This window comes from Butyrivibrio sp. INlla16 (assembly GCF_900104155.1).
Lineage (GTDB): Bacteria > Bacillota > Clostridia > Lachnospirales > Lachnospiraceae > Butyrivibrio.
This window is the reverse complement of sequence record NZ_FMYB01000033.1, coordinates 1-14,493: the sequence shown is the minus strand read 5'-3', so window position 1 is coordinate 14,493 and position 14,493 is coordinate 1. Positions and strand designations below refer to the sequence as shown.

Below are 14,493 nucleotides of genomic sequence, written 5' to 3'. Positions count from 1 at the left end.
GGTTAATAAGCGTATCTCATCATACGTTTCATACCGACTCCATCCCTCAGTGTATCTTTATTAAGTTATTTCCATCTCAAAATAGGAACTTCTTTTCATATTATAATCCCTATTGAATCAGAAAAGTAATACAAGATTACTGTTTTTAAAAAATTTAGAAATTAGCCAAACATGTGAGCAGCTGCAAGTGCGTTGTAAAGAAGAGATGCAACGATACCGCCGCAGATAGGTGCTACAGCAGGAATCCATCCATAGCTCCAGTTGCCGTTCTTCTTGCCAAAGCTGGGAGCAAGTGCAAGATAAGCAAGACGAGGAGCTGTATCTCTTGCTGCATTCATTGCGTATCCTGTAAGTCCTCCGAAGGAAGCACCGCAAGCAACGATTACGCCGTATACAAGTACCCATACAGTACGATCTGAGCCAGCAGGGATCAGAGCAAGTGTAAATACAAGAACGAATGTAGCTACGAACTCAGAAAGGAAGTTTAATACCTGGTTCGGGATTGAAGGTGCTGTGCAGAAGCATCCGCGAACAACATCATCATTAGCTGTAGCCTTGATGTGATCTCCATAGAGAACCATAAGGATAGCTGCGCCGCAGAAACCACCAAGCATCTGAGCTACGATCTGGCCTGCAACTGTGCTCCAGTCACCTGATCTGATTGCAAGACCGATTGTAACTGCAGGGTTAAAAGCTGAAGGGCATCCTGTAAAATTGCTCATTGCAAATGCAGGAACCATAACTGCCATACCCCATCCGATAAGGATGTGTACTGCTCCGCCGCCTTTGAAGCCGGACTTCTCGAGCGAAACGTTACAGCAAACACCATCGCCAAGTAAAACAAGTAATAAAGTACCAATAAACTCGCCAATATAAACTGACATATTCGGTTACCCCCGTTTCTTTTTATTGCGGTCCGCCACTATGGCGGACCGATTATTAACTTTTCATACAAACTTTTTCATCCCAGTGTGGATCACTCTTTTGCCCATCCTCTTGTAGCTGCAACAGCCTGTGACCAGCCCTTAAGAGCCTTTGTGCGTGCTGCATCTTCCATCTCGGGCTTGAATTCCTTATCAACTGCCCAGTTCTTGATAACGTCTTCTTTGCTTGTCCAGTAGCCAACTGCAAGACCTGCAAGATATGCAGCACCCATAGCTGTTGTCTCAACGCAGCAAGGACGAAGAACGTTGGTATTGATGATATCTGACTGGAACTGCATGAGGAAGTTGTTCATGGAAGCACCACCGTCAACCTTAAGGGATGTAAGGTGCTTGCCGGAGTCAAGTTCCATGCAGTGAAGCACGTCATAACTCTGATATGCAAGTGACTCAAGAGTTGCACGAATTACATGATACTTATTTACGCCACGTGTAAGTCCTGTGATAACTCCGCGTGCGTAAGGATCCCAATAGGGAGCGCCGAGTCCTGTAAATGCGGGAACTACATAACATCCGTTTGTATCTTTAACTCTTGTTGCAAAGTATTCTGAATCCGGTGAGGAATCAACGATCTTAAGCTCATCACGGAGCCACTGAATAGCTGCACCTGCTACGAATACAGAACCTTCAAGAGCGTAGGTAACCTTTCCGTCAAGGCCCCATGCGATTGTGGTAAGAAGGTCGTTCTTGGAGAAGATCGGCTTCTCGCCTGTGTTCATAAGAATGAAGGAACCTGTACCATAAGTATTCTTTGCTTCGCCTTCCTGGAAACATGTCTGTCCAAACAGAGCTGCCTGCTGGTCGCCTGCTGCGCCTGCGATGCGGATAGGGCCGCCAAAGAACTCAGGATCGGATTCGCCATAGATGCAGCTTGAAGGCTTAACTTCAGGAAGCATACTCTTCGGAACCTCGAGGATCTGGCAGAGCTCATCGTCCCACTCAAGTGTATTGATGTTGTAAAGAAGTGTTCTTGAAGCGTTGGAGTAATCGGTTACATGAACCTTGCCCTTTGTCAGCTTGTAGATAAGCCATGTATCTACAGTACCGAAGCAAAGCTCACCCTTCTCTGCTCTTTCACGAACGCCTTCAACATTCTCAAGGATCCAGCGAATCTTTGTTCCTGAGAAGTAAGGGTCAAACTTAAGACCTGTCTTCTGCTGGAACTTCTCAACGATTCCGGGAATCTTGCCCTTCATCTGCTCAGCATAGTCTGCAGTACGACGGCACTGCCAAACGATTGCATGATAAACGGGCTGACCTGTTGCTCTATCCCAAACGATAACTGTCTCACGCTGGTTAGTAATACCGATTGCTGCGATATCTTCAGCCTTAGCACCAACCTTCTGCATAGCCTGACGTGCTACGGAAAGCTGTGTCTGCCAGATTTCGTTGGCATCGTGCTCAACCCAACCGGGCTGCGGGAAATACTGTGTGAACTCCTTCTGAGCTACAGAACACATCTCGCCTTTTTCGTTGAAAAGGATACATCTGTTACTGGTTGTTCCTGCATCCAGAGCCATTACATATTTTGCCATTTTTCTTATCCTCCTTTAGTCTATTGATATAGCCGTTTCGGCTTTAGGCACATTTACATATTCCATACATCTTTATTGGTAGTGGAAACCGCCATCGCTCCGCTTGAGAGAGCATTCATAACGTCATCTCTGTCTGAAATAAGTCCGCCTGCAATAACAGGCACTCTGCTTATTCCGTTGACGCGCTTTATAATCTTCGAAACCACAACTCCCGGAAGGATCTCAATCACATCCGGTTGACATGATCCGTACTGAGCCTGTTTCTCAATGTTCACCAAAGCCATACTGTCTATTACGAAATACCTGAGCACTGAATAGAGTCCTAGATCTCTGGCGTGCTGTATAAGATTGCTCTTAGTGGTTATAATTCCGTCCGCCTTGGTGTTGTTCTTGATGAAATCAAGGCTTACGTCCTTACTGTTGTTCAGGCCCGTCACCAGATCTACATGAACCATCGCTATTCGTCCGGCATCTTTTATTTTTTGTACAATTTCACCAATGGTACAAATATCTCCGTAGAGAATAAAAATTATTCCGCAGTCTGTCTTCAGTGCTGCCGATAATCCTTTGTCATCCTTAACTGCGGCGATTACCGGATTTTCTTCTATCTTATCTATAAAATCTCTATGCATTAAAATTCAGCCTTATCTCAATTTATTAAGTCGTAATTTTTTAAAAAATAGTGCAAAAAAAGAACATGTCTAACAAACAGGTTTCAGCCTGTATATTTGTAAAAGCCACATTCTCTAATCTCACCGGCGCTCATTAACTTATGAATCTATGATAACGCCCTTTTATGAAATTTTCAACATAAAATTTATAGTTTTTTTATTTTTTATGTGTATTTTTTACACTTTAACACATTAAATCGATTTTTGTTTGTGCTATTTGTCTACCTTTTGCATAAGTCATGGTCAAAATGTATAGATTTTATCACAAACAATGCCGGCGAAAACTTGTCAAATGCAGTATCTGACAAGTTTTGCCGGCATTAGTTAATTATTTTTAAAGCATTCGGATACGTTACTTTTTCCCTGCATCAGCCATCATCGCAAGGCTTCGTGCCATCGACTCAAAGGTATCATGCTGATTTGCTGAATCTCTGTCTGCGATCATGGCAAGAGTCTGCGAAATATCATTGAGAGCCATCATCATGTTCTCCAGCGCCATTTTCTGAATCTCAGCATCATCGCCCTTTTTTACTACCTGATCATATTTCATTATTCTCTGCTGCTGCAATCCTGTAACTTCTGATACTCTGCTCATAATAAGAATTCCCCTTTCCATAAGAAACAGTGTTGTTATGATAATTATATCCGAATAATTCTAAAATTCTATTAAATAACGATAACAAATTGATAACCTTTTCATCATTTTACTATCTGCCCGTAGAAAAGTATCTTCGGATCATCGTCATCTGTGACAATATAGTATTTGAAGGGCTCATCGGCTATAAATTCCCTTGTTTCAATCTTTTCACCGGGAGGTGCCGCCCCGAGCACTGCTATCATGCTCGCTGCAGTAGCTTCAATTCCTTCTTCATCCACTTTAATCTTCGTCTTCTGAATAATATCGGAAATAAATACTTCAGAATCACTTATCATCGCTGAAAAATCTGCCTCAGGGGAAAAGGCTATCCCTGCTCCCCTGCTTTTCATGAATTCAGTTAATTCGCTGTTGTCGAAGGATGCTTCCGTCTCAAATTTCGGAAGCTTAATATGGACATTATCTGATTCGCAATCAACTATCCTGTCACAAACATCCTCGATATCGCCCAACATAAAGATTACATCGACATCCCCCTGCATAGGTAAGATTACAAGTTTCCCATCAGCGTCCTCGTAGTATCTGAAGAAATCCGCCTGCTCCATGAAATCCTTCTGAACGACGTCTCCGTCTATGCTCTTAAAGTCGCCTTCCTTCGTATTCATTTTTTCAAAATTTTCTACCCAGCTGCTCTTCAAATAGATTGTATTTGCAAGGACCATATCTACCTGAGAAAGATCATCACTCATCTTGGGAACCAGGCCTTCAGTTCCTTCATTAACCCAGTCGTTAACAGCATCTGTGATCTTATCGGGTGCAACATCCTCCGCATCAGCATGATACAGCTGTCTGATGTTCTGTCTATACGTTTCGTTTATGCTGCCCTTTGACGCAGTATTATGCCATGCAGAGTTCAGCATTTTGAATGTTATAAATCCACTTGCCGTATCGGGCGCAAACAGTACATTGTTATACCATTCGTTCATCTCCTCCTCATTTACAAATCCCATAGCTTTTATGAGACTAGTCTTTGTATCTGAGTCAGCGCCTGCCACCGCCAAAGCAAGAACCGCTCTGAAGGATGCCGGTGACACCATATAGTTTTTATCGCTGTATCCGGATTTTTCAAGAAAAGAAATGAGTTCTTCGTCAAAGTTAGTGGATATGTCTGTCATATCATCGTCTCCTTCGGGGGTAGTATCTGCAGTTTCAGCGGAATCATTTGTGTCTTCTTCGATATCTGTATTTTCTGATTTTTCGTCCGAAGCTACAGCTCTCCTGCTCCCCACACTTTTTATAGCCGATAGGCTGGCAATGAAAAATAGTATGCCGGCCACTATTACTGCCAATCCTTTAAAAGCATTCTTCATATGTGTCCTCCTCAAGTAATAATTATTTTTGTTCGAGCGTTCTTAAAGCCATAAACCAGGCCATGACATGCACCGCCTGCTGGAACTCTCCGCAATTTATGAGCTCATCAAGTTCCTCCTGTTTTATGCTGTAAACATTCAGGAATTCAGTGTCATCAAGCTGTTGCCCGGAGACCTTTTTGCATCCTCTTGCCATGAAAACATATGCATAGTTATCAGCAATTGTTGCATTTGAAGGAATTGTTATGAGATGTGTCCAATCGTCCGACTCATACCCTGTCTCCTCGGTCAGTTCACGCCTCGCAGCATCTAATGCTTCCTCGGCAGCTGACACCATCTGCTCCTCATCTATACTACAATTGATGTTATCACCATTTTGTGAAAAATCTCTGTACTCTTTTCCGTCACTTCTTTCTATTCCACCAGCCGGAAACTCAGTGGTCACTTGTCTAATCCCCTGCCTGTACTGTCTTACGCAGATCAGATTCCCATCCTCATCAAAGGGTACTATTACCACATAGTCTCTTCTGCTGTAGCTGTAGTAGGGCTCAAATTCAGTTCCGTCAGGAAACCTGAAAGCAGACTGTCTGAAATCAATCCACTCATTCTTAATTATGTGCTCGGTCTTAACCTCTTCCCAGAGCAGGTTTTTGTCGTTTTCTTTATTGAATGGAAATTTATTCATAGTTGTTCCATCTCCTTTATTACTTTACTAATAATAGTTCAGCCATATTTTTTTGTCCATGAAGAAGCGGTTGGAGATAAATCCAACCGCTAAGACTTTCCCTTAAGTTTTACATAATCCCATGTCATGACTAGGCCAATTGCTTCCCCTTAATCCGCCACAGCGATGAACACGCCTTCATTGCATGCCGGTAGATAGACCGAATTATACATCCTCTTGTGATTGTAATTATCACGGTCGGAGAGGTTGAAGAAATCGTAGACCGTGGGGTCCTGATCGTCCCAGGTTACATCCACATTGTAGTAGTTGTCGCCAAGCTTTATGATATTCCAGGCGTGCATCTGTCCGGCATAGCCTGCACAAAGATAAGTCGGAACGCCAAGTCTCTGCATCAGATACTGGAACGCTTTGGCATAGCCTGCACATACCGTATCATTGCCGACAATAGCACTATATGCGCTCTGATCGAGGGGATTATGCTTATAATTCAGCTTTTCCGCAAGCAAATTATGGATATAAACCTCTTTCGAAAGATCATCCGGGAGCCCGCTTGCACCTGCCACAATCTGATCAGCCGCAGCCAGGAACTGACTGTTCGCTGAAGGAATGTCCTTTATCTTGTCGTAATATCGAAGGCGAAGCTTCACAGCCACTCCCTGATAGTCATATTCCTGATAAAAAGTTGTATCAAGCCAGAAGAGCTCGGGATGATCAAACACAACACTCATGATTATCATCTGCATCGTGTCCATTGTTACCTGCTGAACCGGTCTGAAGGCGGGATTCAAAGCTCTTGTATTCGCATATATCTGCCTGTAAAGAGATTTTCCCTCTTCACTTAGCATATTGTAATAGGGATAAAACTGTGAATCAAAAGTGAGACCCTCTCCCAGATCTCCGTAATCCACACTGTTTATGGCCTGTCTTGCAAGACCTTCATCATCAAGCTCAATTATCTCAGGATCAAAAGCTGCATAGCCGCTCTTTCCAACGGGAACTCCGGGAGTATAAGCCACAGCTTCCGCATTGTCTGAACCATCCGAAGAGACTGTATCTTCTGCTTTGGTCTTATTATCATCAGACTCAACAACGACATGAATTCCTTTTCCTGTGAGTACGTCAACCATAGCATCGGCAGCGTTTGCAACGTCCTCAACGGTAACGTCGTTGTCTGCAGGATTATCAACCTCGGTTGCTTCAAGCTCCGCAATGGCATCAGAAATACCGGTGACTGCATTTGTAATCATGTCACCTAAACCGGAGGAAGAATTATCTTCACTTTCAACATCGTGGGAATCAGTCTCTTCAGATTTGCCGTATATGTAGTCCCAGTCCGGGACCTCGACATAATACTTATTAGAAGTGTCTACCTGAACCTCTTCTTCATCCGCAGGTTGCAGGAGGGCACCAACCCATACACCAATATCGGGATTTATCACGCATGCAAGAATAAAAGCAAGGCATGCAAATACCAATCCCATTAATCCGTAAGCAATATTCTCTAATACCTTCATATCATCACATCCTTGTGAAAAAACAGTTAATCCGTTAACCAAAAACAAAAGGGAGCAATACGCCCCCTTTCATTATAATTATAATATTCTGTTCGATATATTGATATTAAAAAACAATAAATATTCCTTTAATTCTTTTACTCCAACGTGGATTTTTTGAAACTTACTTATTTATACCTGAATTTCTTCACCTTAGACCATTTTCCGTACTTTGTTCCGTCATCATTCTCATTAAAAGCACGGACCCTTACATAATAGACCTTCTTCTTGGTGAGACCGGATACCTTCACATAGGTCTTCCCTTTTCCTTCATTTGTGAATTCCTGAATCTCCTCATATTCAATATCTTCATCGCTCTCGTCGTCCTCTTCCGGCATTTCGAAGTTCTTATAAGGAGAAACCTGTATCTCGTATCCCTTACAGTTTTTAGCTATACGATTCCAGGTAATCTTATAGGTCTTCTTAATCTTTGTAGCCTTAACGCCCTTTACCTTGGCAGGAGCTTTTATTTTCAGCTCTTCATCGACATCTTCGTCCTCTTCGGCATTTACCTTATCCGGACCGATAAATGTAGAAACCGGAACAGCCGTAAAGAGCATAGCTGTCGCAAGCATTGCACCAAGAACCTGAAATAGTCTCTTCCTCATAGTGTTACCTCCTCGTAAGAAATAGTAATCTACTATATATTTTGTCATTTGTATTATTGTCTTTCAACATGCAGACACTATTTGTCAATGACTATGGTTCTGGCACAAAACGTGCCTGTGTTTTTTATAAAAATATTATCTTATCTTTTTATATAAATAATAATTAAACTCTGCTCCGTCCCATCCGTAAGTCTCCTTGTCAATAAGATCATAATGGTCACCAATAGAATCCGGGATATGATCGCGCACAAGGACGTAGTCTATAAGCCCCTCCCTGACATATCTCTCCTGTTCGAGGTAGGGATTATTTTCAGGTTCGTCAACATTAAGAGTCTGAGTCTGAAACCATCTGCAGCTTGGAACAATATCGCACAAAGTGTAAAGTCCGGCATCAAGGCACCCCACATTTAAGAGTGTCGGATTCTCTGATTCAAGAACTTCATCGCGGAATCTGTACATAAAATAGCTGTCCCTATCCACTTTCATGAAAGGAATGTTCATGGAATTATTCGCAATAAAAAGCATTGCAAGTGCTGTGCAAATAGCGGGAATAAATATCTTTCCGGAAAATCCCGCCTTTGAAACAAAATTTCCCACAAATGAAAAGCCAAGTACCGCAAAGATAGCGAGCGGCAGCGAATAATAGGGAAGGTCTCTTCCTCCTCCGAAAAATCCCAAAAACATAAAAGCAAAAAGCACCGGCACATTTAGTCTTGCCAGCAAATTTATCTTGTTTTTTGAATACTTTACTCCAAATACGCTCCAAATCATTCCCACTATAAGTGGAACAAAATACTGCCAGTCATCTCTAATCAGCCAGTACAGTGTCTTCGCCATATAGAGAAAGCGCCCCATAACTCCCGGAACTTCGCTCTCCACCTTGGTGTACACAAAAACATTTACATACACATATCCCCAGTACCACTCATAGAGGCCACCCTGAATTCCAAAGTAAATTATCCACGGAACAAACGGCAGAAACATCCCAAACAAAAAAACGAAACAGGCTTTTATCCCCTTCAAAAATTCGCCATGTGCAAGGAATGAAAAGAACACCATCATCATCCATGCAAAGAAAAATCCAAGTCCGGTGAACTTGATATTAGCGATAACCCCCGCAAGAATTCCACCATAAAAAACACTTTTAAACGGCATGACTGCCTTGTTGTAATCATTTTTAAAATATGCAAGTGAAAGGTATAAGCCCGCAGCATAGAACGGAAGGCATATCTCCTCAGCCGCTCCGCCCCACCAGAAGCTCCTGGAGCAAACAATAACCGCAAAGGTCAGTACGGCCAGGATTGCAGAAAGAACTTTTCCTTCCAAAGAGTCAGGCTTCTTCCCTTCGTCAAACAGTCTGATTATCCCGTAAAAAGCAATCACGTCCGCAAATCCGAGCACACATTCAAGCACAAATACCCCTATAAAAGTAGTATGTGAAATCAGGTAAGAAAGCCCGTAAAGAAAATACAGATACATCCCCTTCTGATCAAAGACGTCCCTGTAGGGCATTTTCCCGTTAAAGATAGCCTTACCCATGGAAAAATAGCTGTTTGCATCGTCCCAGTTATTCAAAGGATACAAAAAGGACGATCTGGTTGCCAGCATAAGACATAAAACTACTGAAACTCCCAGATATATGTATATAAAAAGATTATTCTTCTTTTGCATTTTATCTCTGTCTCCCATCTATGCAATTTTAGCATAATTTAAATAATCTTTTCATTTTATATTTATAAATAGCCTGTTCTTCTGAATTATAATATAAACGTAATATCATTAACGAGCGCACGTGACTGAGTTATGGAAAAGATGAAGAGAATTCACAAGACCATCCTGATTGCACTTATGGTCTCATATGGATGTTTTGTGGTAAGCACCTTTGCGGGGGCTTCTCTTTTATTGACGCTTTTTTCCCCGATCACAGCCTGTCTTGCCGCTGCTGTAATTTATATCAGCGCGTATATATCTGAAGCCTACAGAAAACATATGACGCTTCTAGGACTTGGCATACTGGCATGGGTAGCAGGGGATCTTATGACTTTTATTTTCAATTATATAAATCCCTCTCCTGCTATCGATACCATCGGCTCGATATTTTTCATATTCCCAAATTATTTCTTCGGACTGGCGCTGGTATTATATCTGTTTAAAAAGCTGAACAGGTCTTCGCTTAACAGGATTGCGTACAGTTCCTTTGCAATTACCATTATAGGATTTGTTCTTCTTCGTAAATTCCTTGACGTTCTGCTTGGAGGAGTTTATCCAAGTCCGATACAATACGCACGTGCTCTTATCTATATTTTTCTTAATTTCTTCATCATGATGATTCTGTTTTTCCTGCTCACCATGGTAACGGGACTGTCACTGAAAAAGGGCACCTGCCTTGTTCCGCTGGGAATTTTCCTCTATATTCTCATTGACTTTGATTACACATACAAAGAAGCGATGGGACGGGATCCTGAGAACGTATATATGAATCTTCTCTATATGCTTTTCATGATCATGATTGCTCATGGCACATATTCACAGGCGGAATTCGGTTATTCCTTTGATATAGTCAATTATCAGCGGGGCAAAAAAAGTACAACTTTTCTCAAGGTACTGGTTTCAACCCTGGTGCTCCTCGACGGTTTCTTTTACTTCATAAATTTCCTTTCAGAAAATGAGTTTTTCTACATTCTCATTGCAGTCATGGGATACTGGATAATGTCTGCGACGCATGATAATTCCATGCTTGACGAGCAGCTTTTAAAGCAGCAGAGAGAACAGAACCAGATTCTGGAAAAGCAAGTTGAAGAAAAAACAAAGGACCTTCAGTTTGCCTATGAAAACCTTCAGAAGCTTTCATCGACCGATATTCTGACCGGAATTTACAACAGGCGTTACAATGCGATGTATCTCAGACAGCTCACCGGAGAATACGCTACTAGCGGTCAGCGCTATGCAATTTTTGCTATAGATTTAAATCACTTCAAACCTATCAATGACACCTACGGACATGATATGGGAGACCGCGTACTTGCAGAATTCGGACAGAGAATGCTAAGCCTTCCGAAAAATCTTATCCCTTTCAGAACCGGCGGCGACGAATTCATGATCGTAATGGAGGATGTTATCGGCAGAAAGGATGTGCTCGAGGCAGCTGAGAAACTTCAAAAGCTTTTCAATACTCCCGTCGCACTTGATACTTACAGTTTCAACCTTTCGGGTAGTATCGGAATAGCTATCTACCCCGAGGACTCCGATGATGTCAATCTCGTTGTATCGTATGCGGATGCAGCGATGTATTCCGTAAAAAGAAGCACCATAAGAGATGATTACAAATTCTTTGACAAAGCACTGGTAGCCTCTGTTGAAAAACACAGGCTGCTTGAATCCATAATTAAAAAGGCTGATCCCGAGAAGGATTTCATCCTTCACTATCAGCCTATAGTTAACATGTCCACTGGTAAGCTCCTTGGCGCCGAAGTTTATCCCAGGCTAAAGCAGAATACTGATTTTGAATATTCCATCGGAGAGCTTATTCCCATTGCGGAAGAATGTGGTCTCATGGACTCTCTCGGAAAATGGATTGTTACCGAAGCCGTAAGCCGTATGAGCACATGGAACAGCAACAGGGATGAAGCCCTCAATATATCTATCAATTTGTCTGCACTTCAGCTGCTGGATGCTACTTTCATAAATCATCTTAAAAAGGTCACCAAGGATATGAACTTTCCTATAGGTAATCTTGGGCTTGATATCAGTACAAGCGTTATGCTGAGTGCCGAAGAAACCTCCAAGGAAGCTCTTCTTGACCTCTGCAATTTCGGTTTTCCTCTCTGCCTAAACGACTTTGGTGGCGGAGAACTTCGTCTGTCCAACTTTTTGGACTGCACTTTCAAAGTAATTAAAATTTCCCATACTCTCGTGTCCCGTGCCAATAGAGATGATAGTTCACTTTTACTCTTAAAGTCCATTCATGCTCTGGCCCGGTCACTGGATATAATCAGCTGCGCAGTAGGTATAGAAACAAAAGAACAAGCTGACAAGATTCGCGAAATCGGTATCAACTACGCTGAGGGATATTATTACGGTAAGCCCTGCTCAGCTGAGGAGTTTGAGGAAAATTACCTTAAGTGAGGTTGGAAATCTGTGATTTCCGTAATTTACTCCCCCGGTATATTGTAAGCAGTACAAAAAACATCGCTGTGGTTAAAGGATGAGGTCCGTTCATCACAGACTGAGCCATATAACCAACAAGTCCAATAGTCGCATAAAGCTCAATACCCTCTAAATTTTCATTCTTAATAAGGCTTCTAACAAAACTCACGATGACACTTAAATATATACCAAGATAAGCAATAGCACCCAAAAGTCCTGTTGTGAAAAGATATTCAAGAATATCATTGTGAGCATTTTCAATGAAATAGAATGCCCCATAAGCTTCTTCAATTTCAAAGTAATAATCCATCGATATAGCGTCTATACATCCCGGGCCAACTCCTATAATCTGTTGAGGAAGTTCCTGAGTAAAAAAGCCATCAACTGCAATAAACCACAGCAATCCTCTTCTGTTTAGGAAGTTCATATCATAATTTTTCACAGCCCAAACAATTGCGCCAAGACAGCATAATACCGCCACTACAATATATACCCAAAATACCCGCTTAAAAATGGCCTCAAGCTGCTCTTTCGAAAGTTTCATCTCAAGATACATGTGAAGCAGTAAAAGTGCAAAACATCCTCCGCCGATAATCACATGGACATTATGTGCAAGAAGAATAGGTGAAATATCTTCAAGACATATCTCCGGTCTATAGAGAATAATTACCTTGGCGGCAAAACCCGAAACGCCAAATAATATTCCATTAATTAAAAGCCCCATGTACCTGCTTGCTTTGCGGAAGCAAAAAGCAATTATAAACATATAGCCGATTCCCACACCAACATATATGCCATCAGCATGAGTAAGATACATGTTGAGATATGCAAAAAACAGCACTATAGCTGCTGCTGTTTTCTTGAAGCCATTTTCCGAAGTCACAAATATTATCACCATTATGGGAATAATAATAGATAAGTATCCGCAAAACTGGTTGGTGTTACCAATTGTTGAAGTAAAGTGATCGCGCCAGTTAGGATCAAGCTTCATCTGGGCATTAAGAGGATCGATCCAAAGGTCATTCAATATAGCAATAATCATTGCTATAGTTCCTCCAAGCATCATGCCAAAAAAGGGCACGATATCGAGTTCATATCCCCTTGAAGCTGCGAAATATAATGCGCATAAGGAAATCAACATCAGAGCGCCTACATGCCACGCCATATCTCCGGAGAATGCCGCATCCCTATATTCGGAAAAGGAAGCGGAAAAAAGGCATATAACCGCAAATGCCAATACGCAAACATCAAGAATATTAAAGTCATTCACGACTTCAGACATCTGACCTTTAATATATTCTCCAAGTGATTTATTCCTGATTTGAATGCCTATATTTTTTATAAAAAGAGAAAGTAATAAGACAGCTGCAATTATGATGCTCAGCCATACAATGTAGGTCTTAGCCCTTAAGATATTATTGAATCCATTAGTCATATATAAGGGTGCGACCAAAAGAATCATTAGAAAATAAACACGCGATGCATTTTGTTTAGTAAGTGAAATATTCAAAGACAAACCTCCCCAAAACCCTTTAAATAAAGAATGAGACTGACAGGCTTAATAGCCCTGCCAGTCTCTTTTATACTTGTTCTTATGAAAGATGGATATTATCCTCTCTTAAACTTAACGCCCTTAGGAGCACTCTTCTGAAGCTTCTTAACAAGCTTCTTGTAGGTCTTCTTGCTTACGCCCTTAAGAACAATCTTCTTACCCTTGAAGCCCTTAAGTGCCTTAGCGCTGATCTTGCTAGCCTTAAGCTTGGAAGCGTTAATCTTAACTGTCTTAGCCTTCTTAGCACCAGCGAACTGCTTGCCAGCGAGTGATGTAAGTTCTACATCTGAAAGATCGATTGTTGTAGCCTTAGAACAATTCTTGAAAGCCTTAGCACTGATCTTTGATACAGGCTTGCCGTTAACTTCGCCCTTAATCTTAACAGTCTTTGCATCAGACTTAACAGCTGTAACAGTTACTTCACCATCCTTAAGCTGAACGCTCTCTTCAACGTCCTCATCCTTAACGGTAGCAACTTCGCCCTTCTCGAACTTCTCCTGCTGATCCTTCTCCTGAACGGATACGCTTTCAGCCTTCAGTACTGTTGCATCAACGTTAGCTGCATTTCCGACTGCCGGTGCAGAGGTAGCAACAACTACTGCTGCAAGGGCCATTGCAATAAGTCTCTTCATAATCACATTCTCCCTTTTCATATTATTGTATTTTTGTGTGTTTTGTTTTTCAAAACATATCTATAGTATAGTTTTTACTTTTTATAAAGTCAATAGTCACTATTTTAAATTTATACTTTTTTTCGTATATTTAATTGCACGTAACAATAATTTATAAACTATTTATTCTGGTGGATATTACACAATATTATCCTATTTTTATCGC

Annotated in this window: 12 protein-coding genes; 1 reads left to right on the top strand and 11 read right to left on the bottom strand. The window is 41.5% G+C overall.

Features of this window, described 5'->3' with window-relative positions; translation table 11 throughout:
* Positions 1–161 precede the first annotated feature (161 nt).
* From BLR42_RS14625 to BLR42_RS14585, 9 genes are all read right to left on the bottom strand, one after another.
* On the bottom strand, positions 162–884 hold the full coding sequence (locus BLR42_RS14625; protein ID WP_022760702.1) for an MIP/aquaporin family protein: 723 nt from the start codon (positions 882–884) through the stop codon (positions 162–164).
* Between the two features lie 92 nt (positions 885–976).
* On the bottom strand, positions 977–2,476 hold the full coding sequence (gene glpK, locus BLR42_RS14620) for a glycerol kinase GlpK (RefSeq protein ID WP_091870619.1): 1,500 nt from the start codon (positions 2,474–2,476) through the stop codon (positions 977–979).
* Positions 2,477–2,529: 53 nt separating this feature from the next.
* Positions 2,530–3,108 carry a glycerol-3-phosphate responsive antiterminator gene (locus tag BLR42_RS14615; RefSeq protein WP_091870617.1) on the bottom strand — a complete coding sequence of 193 codons (579 nt, stop codon included), beginning with the start codon at positions 3,106–3,108 and terminating at the stop codon, positions 2,530–2,532.
* A 391-nt stretch (positions 3,109–3,499) separates the two neighbouring features.
* Positions 3,500–3,742 carry a hypothetical protein gene (locus BLR42_RS14610; RefSeq protein ID WP_022760705.1) on the bottom strand — a complete coding sequence of 81 codons (243 nt, stop codon included), beginning with the start codon at positions 3,740–3,742 and terminating at the stop codon, positions 3,500–3,502.
* Between the two features lie 104 nt (positions 3,743–3,846).
* Positions 3,847–5,112 (bottom strand): serpin family protein, encoded by a 1,266-nt coding sequence (locus tag BLR42_RS14605; RefSeq protein WP_091870614.1) that lies wholly within the window; start codon positions 5,110–5,112, stop codon positions 3,847–3,849.
* Positions 5,113–5,134: 22 nt separating this feature from the next.
* Complete coding sequence (locus tag BLR42_RS14600) at positions 5,135–5,797, bottom strand: NUDIX hydrolase (RefSeq protein WP_091870612.1); 663 nt, start codon at positions 5,795–5,797, stop codon at positions 5,135–5,137.
* Between the two features lie 149 nt (positions 5,798–5,946).
* Entirely contained in the window at positions 5,947–7,311 is a 1,365-nt protein-coding gene (locus tag BLR42_RS14595) for a transglutaminase domain-containing protein (RefSeq protein WP_091870609.1), read from the bottom strand.
* A gap of 167 nt (positions 7,312–7,478) precedes the next feature.
* Entirely contained in the window at positions 7,479–7,958 is a 480-nt protein-coding gene (locus BLR42_RS14590) for a fibronectin type III domain-containing protein (RefSeq protein ID WP_091870607.1), read from the bottom strand.
* Between the two features lie 135 nt (positions 7,959–8,093).
* Positions 8,094–9,629: a hypothetical protein gene (locus tag BLR42_RS14585; protein ID WP_091870604.1), complete on the bottom strand. Its 1,536-nt coding sequence runs from the start codon at positions 9,627–9,629 to the stop codon at positions 8,094–8,096.
* Between the two features lie 132 nt (positions 9,630–9,761).
* Here BLR42_RS14585 and BLR42_RS14580 point away from each other — a divergent pair, with 132 nt between their 5' ends.
* On the top strand, positions 9,762–12,083 hold the full coding sequence (locus tag BLR42_RS14580; RefSeq protein WP_091870601.1) for a putative bifunctional diguanylate cyclase/phosphodiesterase: 2,322 nt from the start codon (positions 9,762–9,764) through the stop codon (positions 12,081–12,083).
* Here the strand turns inward: BLR42_RS14580 and BLR42_RS14575 are convergent.
* Complete coding sequence (locus BLR42_RS14575) at positions 12,076–13,614, bottom strand: O-antigen ligase family protein (protein WP_091870598.1); 1,539 nt, start codon at positions 13,612–13,614, stop codon at positions 12,076–12,078. The two genes, BLR42_RS14580 and BLR42_RS14575, sit on opposite strands and share 8 nt — an antisense overlap.
* A 98-nt stretch (positions 13,615–13,712) precedes the next feature.
* Complete coding sequence (locus tag BLR42_RS14570; RefSeq protein ID WP_022760713.1) at positions 13,713–14,288, bottom strand: hypothetical protein; 576 nt, start codon at positions 14,286–14,288, stop codon at positions 13,713–13,715.
* Between the last annotated feature and the right edge of the window lie 205 nt (positions 14,289–14,493).

Bases quoted from the DNA above. Each gene is read 5' to 3' on its own strand.
- BLR42_RS14615 (WP_091870617.1), bottom strand. From the start codon at position 3,108: ATGCATAGAGATTTTATAGATAAGATAGAAGAAAATCCGGTAATCGCC.
- BLR42_RS14625 (WP_022760702.1), bottom strand. From the start codon at position 884: ATGTCAGTTTATATTGGCGAGTTTATTGGTACTTTATTACTTGTTTTA.
- BLR42_RS14585 (WP_091870604.1), bottom strand. From the start codon at position 9,629: ATGCAAAAGAAGAATAATCTTTTTATATACATATATCTGGGAGTTTCA.
- BLR42_RS14595 (WP_091870609.1), bottom strand. From the start codon at position 7,311: ATGAAGGTATTAGAGAATATTGCTTACGGATTAATGGGATTGGTATTT.
- glpK (WP_091870619.1), bottom strand. From the start codon at position 2,476: ATGGCAAAATATGTAATGGCTCTGGATGCAGGAACAACCAGTAACAGA.
- BLR42_RS14605 (WP_091870614.1), bottom strand. From the start codon at position 5,112: ATGAAGAATGCTTTTAAAGGATTGGCAGTAATAGTGGCCGGCATACTA.
- BLR42_RS14600 (WP_091870612.1), bottom strand. From the start codon at position 5,797: ATGAATAAATTTCCATTCAATAAAGAAAACGACAAAAACCTGCTCTGG.
- BLR42_RS14580 (WP_091870601.1), top strand. From the start codon at position 9,762: ATGGAAAAGATGAAGAGAATTCACAAGACCATCCTGATTGCACTTATG.
- BLR42_RS14590 (WP_091870607.1), bottom strand. From the start codon at position 7,958: ATGAGGAAGAGACTATTTCAGGTTCTTGGTGCAATGCTTGCGACAGCT.
- BLR42_RS14570 (WP_022760713.1), bottom strand. From the start codon at position 14,288: ATGAAGAGACTTATTGCAATGGCCCTTGCAGCAGTAGTTGTTGCTACC.
- BLR42_RS14610 (WP_022760705.1), bottom strand. From the start codon at position 3,742: ATGAGCAGAGTATCAGAAGTTACAGGATTGCAGCAGCAGAGAATAATG.